Source organism: Mesonia profundi, from assembly GCF_031085155.1.
GTDB lineage: Bacteria > Bacteroidota > Bacteroidia > Flavobacteriales > Flavobacteriaceae > Mesonia > Mesonia profundi.
This window is the reverse complement of record NZ_JAVHUL010000035.1, coordinates 5,563-23,212: the sequence shown is the minus strand read 5'-3', so window position 1 is coordinate 23,212 and position 17,650 is coordinate 5,563. Positions and strand designations below refer to the sequence as shown.

Genomic DNA, 17,650 nt, shown 5'->3' with positions numbered 1-17,650 from the left:
TTATAGGTTTCTTTCAGTAAGCCAGTGATCCAATAATTTATTGAATTCATCTGGGTGCTCCATCATGGCAGCATGCCCACATTTATCAATCCAATATAAATCAGAATTAGGTAAAAGTTTATCAAAATCTACCGCTACTTCGGGTGGCGTTACATGGTCTTGTCTTCCCCAAATAATACAGGTTGGCGTATGCATTTTTGGTAAGTCTTTAGCCATATTATGACGAATAGCAGATTTTGCAATTGCCAAAGTTCTAATTAGTTTATTTCTATTATTTACCGTAGCATATACTTCATCTACAATTTCTTTGGTAGCCACTTTGGGATCATAAAAAACGTTTTCGGCTTTTTTCTTTATGAATTCATAATCACCTCTTTTCGGATAGCTTTCTCCCATAGCGCTTTCGTATAGGCCAGAACTTCCTGTGATGATTAATGATTTTATTTTTTCGGGATACTTTTTGGTCGTTAACAAGGCGATATGACCGCCTAAAGAATTTCCTAATAGAATCACTTCTTCGTAATTCTTATAGTCGATAAACTCTTTAATGTATTTGGCGAAATTCCCGACATTGGTTTTAAGTAAAGACAGGGAATATAAAGGTAATTGTGGGATGACCACTTTGTATCCTTTTTTTGGGAAATAATCGGCAACGCCGTCAAAATTACTTAACCCTCCCATAAGACCGTGTAGAATAACAATTGGAGTACCCTCTCCAATTTCTACATAGCTGAATTTTCCTTCAGATATAATTTCTTGTTTCATTCAGTTTTCTTCCGGTTAGCTAGAGCAAATATAGGTATTATTCTACAAGTATAAGTATTTTTAAGAAAACCTAAACCTAAATAAGCCTCGCGGTTTTATTCTGTTCTCTTTTTCAGAGAGATAAGTCTCTTATGCACAAAGCTCTCCCACTTTCAAATCTTTTATTAGCCTTGATTATACCTTTAGTTTCTCATAATTAATCGATTACTGAACCCAAAACTTATTAACAATGTGGTAGAAAGTGGTAAAAAGTGGTAAAAAAATCAATATATTTGACATAGAATAAGAGAAGCGTGATCAATCTAATAGGTACATACGAGTGTAAAATTGATGCCAAAGGTAGGCTAATGCTACCTTCTGCCCTGAAAAAACAGTTGCTTCCGGCATTGGAAGAAGGCTTTGTTTTGAAAAGAGCGGTATTTCAATCATGCTTGGAGTTATATCCTATGAAACAGTGGAACGAGTTGATGGCGAAAGTAAACTCGTTGAACCGTTTCAATAAGAAAAACAATGATTTTATAAGAAGGTTTACCGCAGGGGTGAAGATTATAGAGGTAGATGCCAATGGAAGACTGCTGGTGCCAAAAGACTTGTTCAACTTTGCGCAACTCCGTAAAGAGTTGGTGCTTTCTTCGGTGGGAAATATTATAGAGATCTGGGATAAGAGTAAATATGAAATTGCTATTGATGATGCTGCAGATGATTTTGGAGCTTTAGCAGAAGAAGTAATGGGAGAAAACAATGGAGAATTTGGAGTATCATAATCCAGTATTGCTACAAGAAACTGTGGATGGTTTAAATATAAAGCCAGACGGAGTTTATGTAGACGTCACTTTTGGTGGGGGAGGACACGCTCGCGAAATTTTAAAACGACTAGGGCCTAACGGAACCTTACTCGCATTCGATCAAGATCAAGATGCTCGAGAAAATGCTATTGATGATGAACGTTTTACCCTAATCCCTGAAAATTTTAGGTTCATTAAAAAGTTTTTGCGCTTTGAAGGCTATAAAAAAGTAGACGGAATTTTAGGGGACTTTGGCGTTTCCTCACATCAGTTTGATGTGGCAGAAAGAGGTTTCTCTACGCGTTATGATGCCGACTTAGATATGCGAATGGATCAAGAAGGTTTATTAAGTGCTTACGAGGTGGTTAATGATTATGACGAAGAAGCGCTTAAGAAAATGTTTTATGAATATGGAGAATTAAAAAATTCTCCAAAATTAGCCAAAGTGATTGTGGGTGCTCGCGTTGAGGAACCTATAAAAACGGGCGATGAGTTAAAGGAATTGTTGATGCCTTTCTTGTTTAAAGGAAAAGAATTTAAAGTCTTGGCACAAATCTACCAGGCGATTAGAATAGAAGTGAATCAAGAAATTGAAGTGTTAAAAGAGTTTTTAATGCAAACCGACCAATTGCTAGAAAAAGGGGGAAGAATCAGTTTGATCTCCTACCATTCTCTAGAGGATCGTTTGGTGAAAAGATACATCAGAAACGGACTTTTTAAAGGGGAGGCTGAAAAAGATTTCTACGGAAATATTTCAGTTCCATTTAAAAAGGTTGGAGGCTTAATTAAACCAAGTCCGGAAGAAATTAAAACAAATAATAGAGCAAGAAGCGCAAGATTAAGAGTTGGCGTAAAGCTATAAGCAAGATGAAAGAAGGTTTTTATAATGTACTAAAAGGGAAGTTTTTAATTAACGATGATGCTATGAAAAATTGGCGTTTTATCCTGTTCTGTACATTATTAGCTATTGTGATGATTGCTTGTTCGCATAGTGCTGAAAGAAAGGTACACGTTATAGCGAAAATGAATAATGAGGTGCGCGAATTGAGAAGTGAGTCTATCGAGGCAAAAAAAAGCTTGATGCAACTCAAAATGAAATCCGCAATAGAGAAAAGAGTGCAAGGGACAGGAATTGCGCCGTCCAACACCCCGCCACAAAAAATAAAAATTAACCTCTAATGACGACAGAGAAAGGCATCTTAAGAAGAATATACCTGGTGGCAGCCGGGATGTTGCTTTTTGCTTTCGCGATAGGCTTTAAGTTGATCAACATTCAGGTGGTTGATGGTGAAAAATATAGAAAACTTTCAGAAGAGCGAGTGTATAAAAGTTTTGTGATTCCTGCAAACAGAGGTAATTTATATGATGCTAATGGAAGCTTATTGGCGACTTCAGTACCAGAATATGATATTAGATTTGATGCGGTAACCGTTTCTCAGGTGGACTTCGAAAAGAATGTAAAGCCTTTGGCGGAAGAGTTGTCTAAGATGTTCGGGAAGTCTACTGCGCATTATGCTCAAAATTTAAGACGTGCTCGTGCTCATAAAAACCGGTATTACCTTGTGGCGCGTAATGTAAGTTATACGCAGTATGTAAAAATGAGAGAGTTTCCCATGTTTAATTTGGGGGCTTATAAAGGAGGGTTTATCTCAGAGCAACGTACAGTGAGAGAATTGCCTTTGGGTAAAATAGGAGAACGCACCGTAGGTAGAGGTCAAGCCGGATTAGAGGGGGCTTATGATGATTATTTAAAAGGAAAAAACGGAAGAAGGTTAAAGCAGAAAATAGCTAAGGGACAATGGAAGCCTATTGGGGATGCTAATGAATTAGAGCCTCAAGATGGGTTGGATGTGGTTTCTACGATAGACATTACAATTCAAGATATTGCACATCATGCTTTATTGAAGCAATTGGAGAAATATGAAGCAGACCACGGTACAGTGGTGGTGATGGAAACTAAGACAGGCGAAATTAAAGCCATGGCCAATTTAGGGAGAACTTCTAAAGGGACGTATTACGAAAAAAGAAATTACGCAATCTACGAATCTCAAGAACCGGGTTCTACTTTTAAATTGATGACGATGGTGGCGGCTTTAGAAGATAAAGTTTTAGATACCAGCGATGTTTTTGATTCAGAAAATGGAAGGATAAAATACTACGATCGCGTAGTGAAAGATTCTCGCTATGGCGGATATGGGAAAATTTCTGCAGGAAGAGCTTTTGAGGTTTCTTCCAATACCGTGTTTTCAAAATTCATTACCGAAGGATATAAGGATAACCCGGAAGCTTTAGTGAATCGTCTTAACTATATGGGTCTTAACGAAAAAATAGGTTTAGAAATACAAGGAGAAGGTCAGCCTCACATTCCACATCCAGACGATGCGAACTGGTATGGAACTACGCTTCCTTGGATGTCTTTTGGATACGGAGTCACCATTACACCGCTTCAAACCTTGGCTTTTTATAATGCGATTGCCAATAATGGAGTGATGATTAAGCCTCGATTAATTAAAGAAATAAGAAATAGAGATAAGATCGTAGAACATTACGAAGAAGGAAAAATCAACAATTCTATATGTTCTAAAGAAACTGCTTCCAAAGTAAGGGAGATGATGAAGAATACCGTATTAAAAGGAACTGGCGCAAATATTTATACCGAAGAATTTTCAATGGCGGGGAAAACAGGAACTTGTTTAACAGGCTACGGGAAAGGCGATGGCGCTTCTGAATATGTAGCTTCTTTTGCGGGTTACTTTCCGGCAGATGAACCCAAGTATTCTTGCATTGTAGTGGTGACAAAACCTAACCGAAACATTGGTTACTACGGAAGTACGGTAGCGGCTCCCATATTTAAAGAAATTGCACAAGAAATTTATACAGATACGCCTACCACCAATGAATATGAAGGCATAGAGGTAGATTATAAAAATGTAAAAGAAGACTATGAGCAGTTTTATACCACGGCTCAAAAATACAAAAGCATAATGCCTAATGTAGAAGGTTTACCAGCGATGGATGCCGTTTCTCTTTTAGAAAATTTAGGATTAAAAGTGGTGCTAAAAGGAGCGGGAAAAGTAAGAAACCAATCCGTTATCAGCGGAAAAAAAATAACGTCTAATCAAACTATTTATCTAACAACAACTTGATTTTACTTAAAGACATATTATATAGGGTAGCGATAGAATCGGTGATTGGGGATACCAATGTGGCGATACAAAACATAGATTTCGATTCTAGGAAGATCTCCTTGAACGATGTTTTTGTGGCCATTCGCGGCGAAGCGAATGATGGGCACGAATTTATCGCTAAAGCGGAAGAAAACGGAGCTATTGCTATTGTGTGCGAAGAACTTCCGGCAAAGCAAATTAACGGAATTACCTATGTCTTGGTAGAAAATAGCAAGGAAGCTTTGGCGATGATAGCTAATAATTTCTACCAACAACCTTCCGGGAAGTTGAAATTGGTTGGCGTAACAGGAACCAATGGAAAAACAACCATTTCTTCTTTATTGCATCAGCTTTTTACGCTCGCAGGTTATAAAGTAGGCTTGATTTCTACGATTAAAATTGTAGTGGGGGAAGAAGAATTTTCTACGCGTTTAACAACGCCAGATTCGTTGACCATCAACAAGTATTTAAAGAAAATGAACGATGCAGGAGTGGAGTTTTGCTTTATGGAAGTAAGCTCTCACGGGATCGCACAACATAGAACTGCTGGCTTAGAGTTTAAAGGAGGAATTTTTACCAACCTTTCTCATGATCATTTAGATTACCATAAAAGCTTTCAGGAATACCGCGATGTAAAGAAAAAATTCTTCGATGAATTGCCAAAATCAGCTTTTGCGATCACCAATAGCGATGATAAAAACGGAGCTTTTATGTTGCAAAACACCAAAGCGACTAAGAAAACCTACGCTTTAAAAACCAACGCTGATTATAGGGTTCAGATCATAGAAAATGAATTAAGCGGATTGTTATTAAAAATCAATAACAATGAAGTTTGGTCTACGCTCATTGGTAATTTTAATGCTTACAATCTTGGCGCTATTTACGCTGCCGCGGATTTGTTAGGCCTAAAAGAGCTAGAAAATTTAAAATATATAAGTCAGTTGAAAGCGGTTAGCGGCAGGTTTCAATACCTCATTTCCGCTAAGGAAAATATTACGGCCATTGTAGATTATGCACATACGCCAGATGCGCTTCAAAATGTATTGGAAACCATCAATGCGATTCGCACCAAAAATGAAGAATTGATTACGGTGGTAGGCTGTGGCGGAGACCGAGATGCTACGAAACGTCCTATTATGGGAAAAGTGGCGAGTGATTTAAGTACCAAAGTGATATTTACGAGCGACAATCCGCGTACCGAAGATCCAGATAGAATTATTGAGGAGGTAGAAGCGGGAGTAGAAGCGCATAATTGGAGTAAAATCATTTCGATAACCAATAGAAAGCAAGCGATAAAATCGGCTTGTGCAATGGCAAATACTAAAGATATTATTTTGATTGCTGGGAAGGGACACGAGACCTATCAAGAAGTAAACGGAGTGAGATCAGATTTTGACGATATAAAAATTGTACAAGAAATGCTAGAACAATTTAACAAATAAAAGACAACAATAAAAAGTAAGATGTTATACTACTTATTTGAATTTTTAGAAAAAAATTATGATGTGCCTGGGGCGCAGCTTTTTCAGTATATCTCCTTTAGAGCGAGTATGGCTATCATATTGTCTTTGTCTATTTCTACCATTTTTGGTAAAAAAATTATCAATTACCTGCTTAAAAAGCAAGTAGGCGAGAGTGTGAGAGAATTGGGCTTGGAGGGGCAGCAAGAAAAAGCAGGAACTCCAACTATGGGGGGGTTGATTATTATTTTTTCAACGCTTATACCCGTTTTGCTTTTCTCGAAATTAGATAATATTTATGTCATCCTATTGATTGTGACTACGCTTTGGATGGGCGCTATCGGCTTTTTAGATGATTACATCAAAACCTTTAAAAAGAATAAAGAAGGTCTTCAGGGGAAATTTAAAGTCATTGGACAAGTAGGACTGGGGATTATCGTGGGAGCGACCATGTATTTTCATCCAGATATTACCATTAAAGAGCATGTAAAAGCAGATCCGCAGGCGCAAGAGCAGCTTATCGAGAAAGACATCAGTCAAAACAAAGAGGAGAAATCCACTAAAACGACGATTCCATTTGTAAAGGGAAATGAGTTTGATTATGCGAACTTGATTTCTTGGATTAATCCTTCTTATGCAAAATACGCTTGGATTATTTTTATTCCAATAGTGATTTTTATTGTGACAGCGGTTTCTAACGGCGCCAATCTAACCGATGGGATTGACGGTCTCGCGGCGGGCTCCTCTGCCATTATTGTCTTGACGTTAGGTTTGTTTGCGTGGGTTTCGGGAAACATTATTTTCTCAGATTATTTAAATGTGATGAACATCCCCAATTCTGGTGAGATGACCATTTTTATCACTGCTTTTGCGGGAGCATTAGTCGGGTTTTTATGGTACAATACCTTTCCCGCCCAAGTTTTTATGGGAGATACAGGGAGTTTAACCATTGGAGGAATTATCGCTGTGTTGGCCATTGCCACTAGAAAGGAATTACTGATTCCTTTGCTTTGCGGAATTTTCTTTATGGAAAATTTATCGGTAGTGATACAGGTAGGTTGGTTTAAGTATACCAAGAAAAAAACAGGCATAGGAAAACGCATCTTTTTGATGTCTCCTTTGCACCATCACTATCAAAAGAAGGGACAACACGAGAGTAAAATTGTAGTTCGTTTTTGGATTATAGGAATCCTATTGGCGATCATCACCATCATCACCTTAAAATTAAGATAATGAAAGAGCGGTTAGTCATATTGGGTGCTGGAGAAAGCGGACTAGGAGCAGCTATTCTTGGAAAAAAAGAAGGCTATGACGTATTTGTGTCTGATCGCGGAACGATAGAATTAAAATATAAGCAGATTTTAATTCAGGAAGAAATTGAATTTGAAGAAGACCAACATACCGAAACCAAGATTTTAACGGCCGATTTGGTGATGAAAAGTCCGGGGATTCCAGACGATGTTCCTTTGGTGTTAAAGCTGAAGAAGAAGGGAATTGAAGTCATTTCTGAAATTGAGTTTGCTAGTAAATATACCAATGCTAGTTTAATAGGAGTCACCGGAAGCAATGGAAAGACCACGGTAACTTCTTGGATTTATCACGTATTAAAAAACGGAGGTTTAGATGCGTTAATGGCTGGCAATATTGGAGACAGTTTTGCTAAAAATGTAGCCGAAAAAAATCCAGATTATTATGTGTTGGAGTTAAGTAGCTTTCAGCTGGATGGGATAGAAACCTTTAATCCGCATATCGCGGTATTAACCAATATCACCCCAGATCATTTGGATCGCTATCACAACAATTTTGAAGAGTATGTAGCTTCAAAATTTAGGATAGTAAAAAATCAAACGAACAAAGATTACTTTATTTATGACGCCGATAATGAAACGATTTGCAATTGGCTCAAAAAAAATAAAATAAGCTCCATACAGCTTCCTATGAGTTTAAAGGAGCACGAAGGAGAAGGAGCTTATTTAAAAGATGATAAAATTTATATAAAATTAGATAACAAAGAATTTATAATGCACAAAGATCAATTAGCCCTAAAAGGAGAACACAACACTAAAAATGCCATGGCAGCTTCTACTGTTGCACAATTATTAAAAATTAGAAAGCAAACGATACGTGAAAGCTTAGAGAGTTTTCAGGGAGTGGAACATCGTTTGGAGCGTGTATTAAAGATTAATCACGTGCAATACATCAATGACTCTAAGGCGACCAACATCAACGCGACTTATTATGCCTTAGATAGTGTGCAGCCAGAAACCATCTGGATTGTAGGTGGTGTAGACAAAGGAAATGTGTACGAAGAATTGCTTCCGTTAGTTAATGAAAAGGTGAAAGCAATTATTTGTTTGGGTGTAGACAACACAAAAATCATCAACTCGTTTAGTAATTGTGTGGAAACCATGGTAGAAACCAAGTCGATGCAAGAAGCGGTGCAAATGGCTTATCATTTAGCCGATAAAGGAAATACGGTTTTACTTTCTCCTGCATGTGCGAGTTTTGATTTATTCAAAAATTACGAAGACAGAGGAAGACAATTTAAAGATGCTGTAAGACAGTTATAAAAGTTGGCAAGAAAGACAGACATATCATCTAAGAATATATTCTTTTATTTAAAAGGAGATAAAGTCATTTGGGCTATAGCAGCGCTTTTGGCTATATTTTCATTTATTCCGGTATATAGTTCTAGTAGTAATCTGGCCTATTTATATGGGGATGGAAGTACGTTTAGCTATTTGTTATATCACTTAGCTTATTTGGTGTTAGGCTTTATGTTGATTTATGGGATTCATAAAATCCCCTACCATTATTTTAAAGGCTTGTCACTTATTTTATTGCCTATTATTTTCATTCTGCTTTTATACACCTTGGCGCAAGGAAATACAATTGACGGCGCCAATGCGAGTAGATGGATTAGAATACCTATCATTAATAAAACCTTCCAAACCTCTACTGCAGCGGCCGTAATATTGCTTATTTATGTAGCGAGGTATTTGTCTAAACTCAAAGATAAAAAGGTCACTTTTAAAGAGACCATTTTGCCATTATGGGTTCCTGTGGGGTTGATTATAGGTTTAATTCTTCCGGCGAACTTTTCTACCGCAGCCATTATTTTTACCATGGTTTTTACCTTGGTATTTTTAGGAGGATATCCTTTAAAGTACTTAGGAATCATCATGCTTTCGGCGGTGATGATACTTACTATTTTTATTCTTTCGGCGAAAGCCTTTCCAGGAGTTTTTCCTAACCGGGTGGATACGTGGATGAACAGGATTGAAAACTTCTCTAATGGGGAAGATACCAAAGAAGACTATCAAATAGAAAGAGCAAAAATAGCTATCGCTCGAGGCGGAGTTGTGGGAACAGGGATCGGAAAAAGTGTGCAAAGAAACTTTTTACCGCAATCCTCATCAGATTTTATTTATGCCATTATTGTGGAAGAAATGGGCTTAGTAGGCGCTTTTGGAGTGATGTTTGCCTATTTGTTGATTCTTTTTAGGTTGGTGATTATCGCCACAAAATCCAATACCGTTTTCGGGAAACTATTGGTGATTGGCGTAGGCTTGCCTATTATTTTTCAGGCCTTGATTAATATGGCGGTAGCAGTAGAATTATTTCCGGTAACGGGACAAACTTTACCTTTAGTAAGTAGCGGGGGATCTTCCATTTGGATGACCTGTGTGGCCTTGGGAATTGTCTTAAGTGTGAGCGCTAAACGTGAAGAGATAAAATTACAAGAAGAAGATTTAGAAGACGAAGAACGAGAAAATTTAGATAATCCTTTAGAGGTTTTAAGCGAAGCGATATGAGTACATTGAGAGTCATATTATCTGGTGGAGGAACAGGCGGACATATTTATCCGGCGATTGCGATTGCTGATGAAATTAAACGCAGAAACCCCGATGCCGAGATTCTTTTCGTGGGCGCTAAAGACCGTATGGAAATGCAAAAAGTACCTGCGGCGGGTTATGAAATTAAAGGACTTTGGATTAGCGGTATTCAGCGTAAGCTTACGTTGGATAATTTAAGTTTTCCGCTAAAGCTGATTTCAAGTTTGTATAAATCACATCAGATTTTGAAGCAATTTAAACCAGATGTGGTGATTGGAACGGGAGGCTTTGCGAGTGGACCTTTATTGAAGGCGGCGAGTCAAAAGAAAATTCCGGTGCTTATTCAGGAACAAAATTCTTATGCGGGAATTACCAATAAATGGTTGGCAAAGGACGCCAAAAAGATTTGTGTGGCTTATGAAGGCATGGAGAACTATTTCCCTGCGGAAAAAATTGTATTTACGGGAAATCCAGTGCGGCAAGATTTATTAGAGGTTACCGATAAAAGAGAAAAAGCACTGAAGCATTTTGCTTTAGATCCAAATAAAAAAACGGTGCTTATTTTAGGAGGAAGTTTGGGCGCCAAAAGAGTCAATGAACTTGTAGAAGAGCAGCTTGTTTTTTTTAAGGAGCAAAATGTGCAGCTCATTTGGCAAACGGGGAAACTCTATTTTGAAAAATTTAAAGCCTATGCAGCGAATGAACACGTGCAGGTACATGAATTTTTAAATGAAATGGATTTGGCTTACGCTGCCGCGGATTTAATCATCTCGCGTGCAGGAGCAGGCTCTGTAAGTGAATTATGTGTGGTGGGAAAACCAGTTGTTTTTATCCCTTCGCCCAATGTGGCTGAAGACCACCAAACTAAAAACGCTCAGGCTATCGCTCAACATGAGGCTGCGATTTATCTAAAAGAAAGCGAATTAAAAGAGCGTTTTAAGAATACCTTTGCAGGTTTGTTGCAAGATGAAAACAAGCAACAACAGCTTGCCGAAAATATTAAAAAACTGGCCAAACCCAATGCTACCAAAGACATTGTGGATGCGGTTGAACATATTATAAAATCATAACTTGAAGAGTTTAAACAACATATCGACGATTTACTTTCTCGGCATCGGGGGGATTGGGATGAGTGCTATTGCGCGCTATTTTCATGCCAACGGAAAGCAGGTGAGCGGTTATGATAAAACTCCCACCCAGCTTACCAAAGAATTGGAAACCGAAGGGATTGAGATTTCTTTTACGGAAAAAATACCTCAGGTTTTAACCAATTTAGAAGACAAAGACAAGACTTTAATCATATATACTCCCGCTGTTTCAAGGGAAAATCTATTGTATCAGTATGTTGTAAAACACCAATTTCCTATTCTTAAAAGAGCAGAAATTTTAGGACTAATTACAAAAGATATTCCAACCTTAGCGGTTGCTGGTACCCACGGGAAAACCACGACAACTGCCATCTTAGCACATATTTTGAAACAGTGCGGAGTAAAGCTTACGGCTTTCCTTGGCGGAATAAGTGAGAACTACCAAACCAATTTTATCAATGACGGGAATGAAGCCGTCGTGGTAGAAGCCGATGAGTTTGATCGTTCTTTCTTGCAACTTTCGCCAAATATTGCCGCCATCACCTCCATGGATGCAGATCACTTGGATATTTATGGAAATAAAGAAGAGTTAGAAAACTCGTTTAGAGCTTTTATCGCAAAAGTGCCGAATCAAGAAGATTTTTTCTATGCGGAAGCATTACCGCTTCAAGGAAATTCTTTAGGCTTTGCGGAAGATTCAGATTATCAAATTCAAAATATCTCTATCGATAACGGGGTTTATATTTTCGACTTTAAAACGCCAGAGAAAACGATAAAGGGAATTGAGTTTAGCCTTCCTGGGAAACACAATTTAATGAATGCGGCGATGGCCTTCGCTATGGCGATTAAATTTGGGGTTGATTCCGCGAAAGCGTCAAAAACATTATCTAGTTTTAAAGGAGTAAGAAGAAGGTTTACCTATCACTTAAGAAACGAGGATAGAGTGCTGATTGAAGATTATGCACATCATCCCAGTGAGATAGATGCTATTTACCAAGCGGTGCGAGAAATGCATCCTAATAAAAAAGTGTTGGCTGTGTTTCAGCCGCATTTATATAGCAGAACACAAGATTTTGCCGACGAATTTGCTGCCAGTTTATCGGCTTTTGATGCCGTTGCTTTATTGGAAGTTTATCCAGCACGAGAACAACCCATTAAGGGAGTAGATTCCAAGATGTTGTTGGGGAAGATTAAAAATGAACAAAAAAGCCTGATAACTAAAGACTTAGTCTTAGAGAAGATTAAAGAGACTTCTGCAGAAGTAATTTTGTTGCTAGGAGCAGGAGACATAGGAGATGAGGCTAAAAAAATTAAAATTGCGTTAAACCATGAAAGTTAATTGGAATTACATAAAAGCTTTCGCATTATTGGTGCTAGTGGTGTTTTTATACAGCTTTTCTTCGGCTAGAAATAAGAAAAGAAACATAGAGCGCATAGAGGTGCATTTTACCAATGATGAAAACCTGTATGTCACTGAGGCAGCAGTTAATAAGTTGTTAATACAAAATCAGGATTCGGTTCAAAACCTGGCAAAAGATATTCTAGATTTGAAGGTGATAGAAAACCGATTGGATACCAATGAAATGATTGAAGATGCAGAGGTGTATCTTACTGTAAATGGGAGGCTTGGAGCAGTAATTACGCAGAGGAGGCCCATTGCTAGAGTTTATGGAAATGAATCGTATTATATTGATGTGAACGGTAAAAGTATGCCATTGTCCACAAATTTTTCGGCTAGAGTGCCATTTATTAAGAATATAGAGAAAGAAAATATCGCAGAAGTGTACCCGCTAGTAGCGAAAATAGAGAAAGATGAATTCTTAAAAGAGCATATTACCCTTATCAAAAGAAATTCAAAAGGAGAATATGTATTAGAAATGAGATTGTACGATTTTGAAATCTTATTTGGTGAAGCAAATTCAATAGAGAAGAAAATAAACAATTTAAAAGCTTTTTATAAAAAAGCATTGTTAGATGATCAATTGGACGCCTATAAATGGGTGAATTTAAAATTTGAAAACCAAGTGGTTTGTACAAAAAAAGGATAGGAGTTTTACTATGGAAGAAAAAGACATTGCAGTAGGATTAGATATTGGAACCACTAAAATAGTGGCGATGATTGGCCGTCAAAATGAATACGGAAAGGTAGAAATTTTGGGGATTGGTAAATCTAAGAGCTTGGGCGTGCACAGGGGCGTGGTGAATAATATTACCCAAACCATACAGTCCATACAACAAGCGGTACAAGAAGCAGAGGTAGATGCAGGAGAGAAAATTGAAGAGGTTGTCGTTGGCATCGCAGGGCAGCATATACGAAGCCTGCAGCATAGCGATTACATCACCAGGGCAAATCCTGATGAGGTGATTAGTGAGCGTGATATTGACATTTTGTGCAATCAAGTACACAAGTTGGTGATGCTTCCAGGAGAGGAGATTATCCATGTATTGCCGCAAGAATATAAAGTAGACGGTCAAGCCGAAATCACCGAACCCATAGGAATGTATGGCGGTAGGCTAGAAGCTAACTTCCATGTGGTGGTAGGGCAAATATCTTCGATTAGAAATATAGGAAGATGTGTAAAAAGTTCTGGTTTAGAACTGTCTGGCGTTACTTTAGAACCTTTGGCTTCTGCCAATGCAGTATTAAGCCAAGAAGAGAAAGAAGCAGGAGTTGCCCTTATCGATATAGGAGGCGGAACCACAGATTTGGCCATTTTTAAAGACGGCATCATAAGACACACCGCAGTGATTCCTTTTGGAGGAAATGTCATTACGGAAGATATTAAAGAAGGCTGCTCCATTATAGAAAAGCAAGCCGAATTATTAAAAGTGAAATTTGGTTCAGCTTGGCCGGGAGAAAATAAAGACAACGAGATTGTTTCTATTCCGGGGTTAAGAGGAAGAGAACCTAAAGAAATTACGCTAAAAAACCTTTCTAAAATCATTCACTTTAGAGTGGTTGAGATAGTAGAACAGGTGTATTTAGAGATAAAAAATTACGGTCACGAAGAGCAGAAGAAAAAGCTTATTGGAGGAATTGTAATTACAGGAGGTGGAGCTCAGCTAAAGCATTTAAAGCAGTTGGTGGAGTACATTACGGGAATGGATACGCGTATTGGTTACCCCAATGAACATTTGGCGGGAGATTCTGATGAAGAAACTACAAGTCCGATGTACGCAACAGCGGTTGGATTAGTCCTTAACAGCATTGATAAAAGAAGAAAGAGAGAAGAAGAAGAGAAGGAGCAAAGAATATTAGAGGCAGAACAGCCACAAGCTTTTGTTCCTGAAGAAGGAGAAGGAGAAATGGAAGCCGGAGATGTAGAAGGAAATCCTGAAGCTTCCCCAAAAGAAGAAGAACGAAGAGAACCCAGAGGTCCAAGAAAAAACATTTTTGAAAAATGGTTTGACAATTTCAAGGATTTTTTGGACAACGCAGAATAAAAAAATAGCTTAAAAGAAAAATTAATACCGAAAACAATAGAATTATGAGCAGCACAGAATTCGACATTTCATTTGATTTACCCAAAAATCAATCCAACGTAATTAAAGTCATTGGTGTAGGGGGCGGAGGCTCCAACGCCATTAACCACATGTTCCAACAAGGAATTAAGGGAGTAGACTTTGTAGTTTGTAACACCGATGCGCAAGCCTTGGAAAACACGAGTGTTCCTATAAAAATTCAGTTAGGCGTTAATCTAACCGAAGGATTAGGAGCCGGTGCCAATCCAGAGATTGGCGAGCAAGCCGCGTTAGAGAGTTTTGACGATTTAAAAAACATGCTCGATACGAATACCAAAATGGTATTTATTACTGCAGGAATGGGAGGAGGAACCGGTACTGGTGCAGCTCCAATCATTGCCAAACAAGCTAAAGATATGGGGATCTTAACGGTGGGGATTGTAACCATTCCGTTTCAGTTTGAAGGTAATACTAGAAATGATCAAGCTCAATTAGGGGTAGAGCGACTTAGAAAGAATGTAGACTCATTAATCGTTATTAATAATAACAAGCTGCGCGATGTTTACGGAAATTTAGGATTTAAAGCTGGTTTCTCTAAAGCAGATGAAGTTTTAGCAACGGCATCTAGAGGTATTGCTGAAGTAATTACGCATCACTACACTCAAAATATTGACTTGAGAGATGCAAAAACGGTGTTGAGTAATAGCGGAACGGCGATTATGGGATCTTCTATAGCTTCTGGAAGCAATAGAGCGAAAGAAGCGATTGCAAAAGCTTTAGATTCTCCATTGTTAAACGATAATAAAATTAGTGGTGCTCAAAATGTATTATTGCTTATCGTTTCTGGATCTGAAGAGATTACGATAGATGAGATTGGAGAAATCAATGATCACATCCAAGCAGAAGCTGGTCATAGTGCCAATATCATTATGGGGGTTGGTGATGACGAGAGTTTAGAAGAGTCTATTTCGGTAACTATTATTGCGACAGGTTTTAATGTAGAGCAGCAAAATGTAATTGTAAATACAGAGACCAAAAAGATCATTCATACCTTAGAAGATGAGCAAAAAGCAGAGCGTGATTTAACTACAAAAAAGAATAATGCTTCTCCTAGTTTTAGCGCTCCAGTAGAAAAAGCTCCAGCACCAGCGCCAGAAAAGGTAGTTCATGTGTTGGAAGAAGAGCCTAAAAAAGCAGAACCTAGGAAAGATGCGCCTTCGGCGGAATTGGATAAAATGAATTTGATTCCGACGTCTGAGTTGATAAAAAATTTAGATGTTTCTTACGAAGAAGTAACGTATAACGAAGAAGATTTCGTGATTATAGATTCTTCAGAGGAGATCAATGATATGGAAGTGGAGGCTACCGAAGTTTCTTCAGAAGGAGAAGAATCTCAAGCGATGTTTACGTTCGATTTTCCTTTAAAAGAAACAGAGGAAGTAAAAGAAACTCCGAAAGAGGAGCCTAAGGCTGAAGAAAAATCAGAAAAGATTATTTACGACCTTTCTGAAGAAGATACGAAGGAGATCGAAGTGCAGGAGGAAATAGAAATTTCTGGAAACACTTCCGGCAACGGAGAAAAACGTTACAGCCTAGAGGATTATATGGAGTTAGAAAACACCATCAATGAGGCAAAACCTAAGACTCCAAAAGCTACTCCTGCGCCTAAAAAGCCAGAAGCTAGAAGAGAAGCTGAGCCTATGAAAAAGACCACTCAGCCTGTAGAGGAGAAACCAACTCCAGAAGCGGCAGATGAGGATCCTCTTAACAATCCTATTTCTGAAGATCTTATCGCTAGAGCGGAAGAAAGACGTGCTAGAATGAAGAGTTTCAACTACAAGTTTAGAAATAATCAAAGCAGTATAGACGAGATTGAAAAGCAGCCGGCTTACAAAAGAGCAGGTTTAGATTTAGATAATTCTTCTCCTAGTCAGGATAAATTGTCGAGAACTAGTATTAGTAAAGACAGCAATGATGAGGTGAGTTTGCGTAGCAACAATTCATTTTTACACGATAATGTAGATTAATCCCTCAGGGTTGTTGATTTAACTATAAATCGAACATAATTATCACCCGAAGTTATTTTAAAAATAGCTTCGGGTTTTTTACGCAATAATACTTATCTTCGTGCTCCAAATAAAAAACTATGAGTTTAGAGAAAGAAGTAATGACGCAGATGAAAGTTGCTATGAAGGCAAAAGATACTGTGGCTTTAGAAGCTCTAAGAGCAGTTAAAAGCGGAATCCTATTAGCGAAAACAGAAAGCAATGCACAAGAGCTTTCTGAAGATGAAGAAATGAAGCTAGTTCAAAAGCTAGTGAAGCAGCGTAAAGATAGCGCTGTAATTTACCGAGAGCAAAACAGAGCCGATCTTGCTGAACCAGAAGAAAAGCAAGCGGAGGTGATTGCTGCATTTTTACCCACACAGTTAAGCGAAGCCGAGATTGAAGCTGAGGTAGAAGCGATTATCGCTGAAACCGGAGCTGAGAGTATGAAAGATATGGGAAAAGTGATGGGAATGGCCTCCGGGAAACTAGCAGGAAAAGCAGATGGAAAAACGATTTCGGCTATTGTAAGAAAGAAATTAGGATAAAATAAGAAAAAATCATTGTGCTTATATAGTAGGATATTTCCTTAAAGTATATTGGAGTACATAATGATGAGATTCCTGCCTTCGCAGGAATGATACTGACCTCGTGGCGCAACTGAATACCCGCCCGATCCTAACTGACGTTAGTCACGTTCGGGCGGGGCGCATCAAAGAAAGTACCTAATGCATTTTGTATATGTTCTATATAGTTTTAAATTTGACCGTTTCTATGTAGGAATGACTAAAGATATAGAGCAACGTCTTTCTGAGCATAACAGTAAAAGAAATACATCCACAAAAGCATTTGTTCCTTGGGAGGTAGTTCATACAGAAGAATACAATACGCAAGCAGAAGCGAGAGCTAGAGAAAAATATCTTAAGTCTGCTGCAGGAAGAAGATGGAGAAAGAATAACATTAGGCCTCGTGGCGCAACTGAATACCCGCCCGATCCTAACTGACGTTAGTCACGTTCGGGCGGGGCGCATCAAAGAAAGTA

16 protein-coding genes are annotated in these 17,650 nt (G+C 38.3%); 15 read left to right on the top strand and 1 reads right to left on the bottom strand.

The genetic code is table 11. The annotated features are described in order from the left end of the window. The gene (locus tag RBU60_RS11695) at nucleotides 1-765 is read right to left on the bottom strand and encodes an alpha/beta fold hydrolase (protein WP_308865234.1); all 765 of its coding nucleotides are present in this window, start codon (nucleotides 763-765) and stop codon (nucleotides 1-3) included. Nucleotides 766-1,058: 293 nt separating this feature from the next. Here RBU60_RS11695 and mraZ point away from each other — a divergent pair, with 293 nt between their 5' ends. The 15 genes from mraZ (at nucleotide 1,059) to RBU60_RS11620 (ending at nucleotide 17,612) form a co-directional block, all read left to right on the top strand. Further along, nucleotides 1,059-1,529, top strand: coding sequence for a division/cell wall cluster transcriptional repressor MraZ (gene mraZ, locus RBU60_RS11690; RefSeq protein ID WP_308865233.1), 471 nt, complete (start codon nucleotides 1,059-1,061; stop codon nucleotides 1,527-1,529). Next, complete coding sequence (rsmH, locus tag RBU60_RS11685; protein WP_308865232.1) at nucleotides 1,516-2,412, top strand: 16S rRNA (cytosine(1402)-N(4))-methyltransferase RsmH; 897 nt, start codon at nucleotides 1,516-1,518, stop codon at nucleotides 2,410-2,412. The genes mraZ and rsmH overlap by 14 nt, the downstream gene beginning before the upstream one ends. 5 nt (nucleotides 2,413-2,417) lie before the next feature. Beyond that, nucleotides 2,418-2,729: an FtsL-like putative cell division protein gene (locus RBU60_RS11680; protein ID WP_308865231.1), complete on the top strand. Its 312-nt coding sequence runs from the start codon at nucleotides 2,418-2,420 to the stop codon at nucleotides 2,727-2,729. Beyond that, a complete protein-coding gene (locus RBU60_RS11675) occupies nucleotides 2,729-4,696 on the top strand; it encodes a penicillin-binding protein (RefSeq protein ID WP_308865230.1) in 1,968 nt (655 codons plus the stop codon). The genes RBU60_RS11680 and RBU60_RS11675 overlap by 1 nt, the downstream gene beginning before the upstream one ends. Beyond that, on the top strand, nucleotides 4,693-6,159 hold the full coding sequence (locus RBU60_RS11670; protein WP_308865229.1) for a UDP-N-acetylmuramoyl-L-alanyl-D-glutamate--2,6-diaminopimelate ligase: 1,467 nt from the start codon (nucleotides 4,693-4,695) through the stop codon (nucleotides 6,157-6,159). The genes RBU60_RS11675 and RBU60_RS11670 overlap by 4 nt, the downstream gene beginning before the upstream one ends. A gap of 21 nt (nucleotides 6,160-6,180) precedes the next feature. Continuing rightward, nucleotides 6,181-7,410: a phospho-N-acetylmuramoyl-pentapeptide-transferase gene (mraY, locus tag RBU60_RS11665; protein WP_308865228.1), complete on the top strand. Its 1,230-nt coding sequence runs from the start codon at nucleotides 6,181-6,183 to the stop codon at nucleotides 7,408-7,410. Beyond that, the gene (gene murD / locus RBU60_RS11660; RefSeq protein WP_308865227.1) at nucleotides 7,410-8,747 is read left to right on the top strand and encodes a UDP-N-acetylmuramoyl-L-alanine--D-glutamate ligase; all 1,338 of its coding nucleotides are present in this window, start codon (nucleotides 7,410-7,412) and stop codon (nucleotides 8,745-8,747) included. Before mraY ends, murD begins: the two co-directional genes overlap by 1 nt. A 3-nt stretch (nucleotides 8,748-8,750) precedes the next feature. Further along, nucleotides 8,751-9,992, top strand: a complete 1,242-nt coding sequence (locus tag RBU60_RS11655) for an FtsW/RodA/SpoVE family cell cycle protein (RefSeq protein ID WP_308865226.1) — start codon at nucleotides 8,751-8,753, stop codon at nucleotides 9,990-9,992. After that, nucleotides 9,989-11,083, top strand: a complete 1,095-nt coding sequence (gene murG / locus RBU60_RS11650) for an undecaprenyldiphospho-muramoylpentapeptide beta-N-acetylglucosaminyltransferase (RefSeq protein ID WP_308865225.1) — start codon at nucleotides 9,989-9,991, stop codon at nucleotides 11,081-11,083. The genes RBU60_RS11655 and murG overlap by 4 nt, the downstream gene beginning before the upstream one ends. A 1-nt stretch (nucleotide 11,084) precedes the next feature. Continuing rightward, the gene (gene murC / locus RBU60_RS11645; protein ID WP_308865224.1) at nucleotides 11,085-12,440 is read left to right on the top strand and encodes a UDP-N-acetylmuramate--L-alanine ligase; all 1,356 of its coding nucleotides are present in this window, start codon (nucleotides 11,085-11,087) and stop codon (nucleotides 12,438-12,440) included. Then, nucleotides 12,430-13,149, top strand: coding sequence for a cell division protein FtsQ/DivIB (locus RBU60_RS11640; RefSeq protein ID WP_308865223.1), 720 nt, complete (start codon nucleotides 12,430-12,432; stop codon nucleotides 13,147-13,149). Before murC ends, RBU60_RS11640 begins: the two co-directional genes overlap by 11 nt. 10 nt (nucleotides 13,150-13,159) lie before the next feature. Further along, nucleotides 13,160-14,545 (top strand): cell division protein FtsA, encoded by a 1,386-nt coding sequence (ftsA, locus tag RBU60_RS11635; protein ID WP_308865222.1) that lies wholly within the window; start codon nucleotides 13,160-13,162, stop codon nucleotides 14,543-14,545. A gap of 44 nt (nucleotides 14,546-14,589) precedes the next feature. Then, nucleotides 14,590-16,590, top strand: coding sequence for a cell division protein FtsZ (gene ftsZ, locus RBU60_RS11630; RefSeq protein WP_308865221.1), 2,001 nt, complete (start codon nucleotides 14,590-14,592; stop codon nucleotides 16,588-16,590). 119 nt (nucleotides 16,591-16,709) lie between these two features. Then, nucleotides 16,710-17,156, top strand: a complete 447-nt coding sequence (locus tag RBU60_RS11625; RefSeq protein ID WP_308865220.1) for a GatB/YqeY domain-containing protein — start codon at nucleotides 16,710-16,712, stop codon at nucleotides 17,154-17,156. Nucleotides 17,157-17,336: 180 nt separating this feature from the next. Then, entirely contained in the window at nucleotides 17,337-17,612 is a 276-nt protein-coding gene (locus tag RBU60_RS11620) for a GIY-YIG nuclease family protein (protein ID WP_308865219.1), read from the top strand. The last annotated feature ends 38 nt before the right edge of the window (nucleotides 17,613-17,650 follow it).

Bases quoted from the DNA above. Each gene is read 5' to 3' on its own strand.
- RBU60_RS11625 (WP_308865220.1), top strand. From the start codon at position 16,710: ATGAGTTTAGAGAAAGAAGTAATGACGCAGATGAAAGTTGCTATGAAG.
- RBU60_RS11640 (WP_308865223.1), top strand. From the start codon at position 12,430: ATGAAAGTTAATTGGAATTACATAAAAGCTTTCGCATTATTGGTGCTA.
- ftsA (WP_308865222.1), top strand. From the start codon at position 13,160: ATGGAAGAAAAAGACATTGCAGTAGGATTAGATATTGGAACCACTAAA.
- ftsZ (WP_308865221.1), top strand. From the start codon at position 14,590: ATGAGCAGCACAGAATTCGACATTTCATTTGATTTACCCAAAAATCAA.
- murD (WP_308865227.1), top strand. From the start codon at position 7,410: ATGAAAGAGCGGTTAGTCATATTGGGTGCTGGAGAAAGCGGACTAGGA.
- murG (WP_308865225.1), top strand. From the start codon at position 9,989: ATGAGTACATTGAGAGTCATATTATCTGGTGGAGGAACAGGCGGACAT.
- mraY (WP_308865228.1), top strand. From the start codon at position 6,181: ATGTTATACTACTTATTTGAATTTTTAGAAAAAAATTATGATGTGCCT.
- RBU60_RS11695 (WP_308865234.1), bottom strand. From the start codon at position 765: ATGAAACAAGAAATTATATCTGAAGGAAAATTCAGCTATGTAGAAATT.
- RBU60_RS11675 (WP_308865230.1), top strand. From the start codon at position 2,729: ATGACGACAGAGAAAGGCATCTTAAGAAGAATATACCTGGTGGCAGCC.
- RBU60_RS11620 (WP_308865219.1), top strand. From the start codon at position 17,337: ATGCATTTTGTATATGTTCTATATAGTTTTAAATTTGACCGTTTCTAT.
- RBU60_RS11680 (WP_308865231.1), top strand. From the start codon at position 2,418: ATGAAAGAAGGTTTTTATAATGTACTAAAAGGGAAGTTTTTAATTAAC.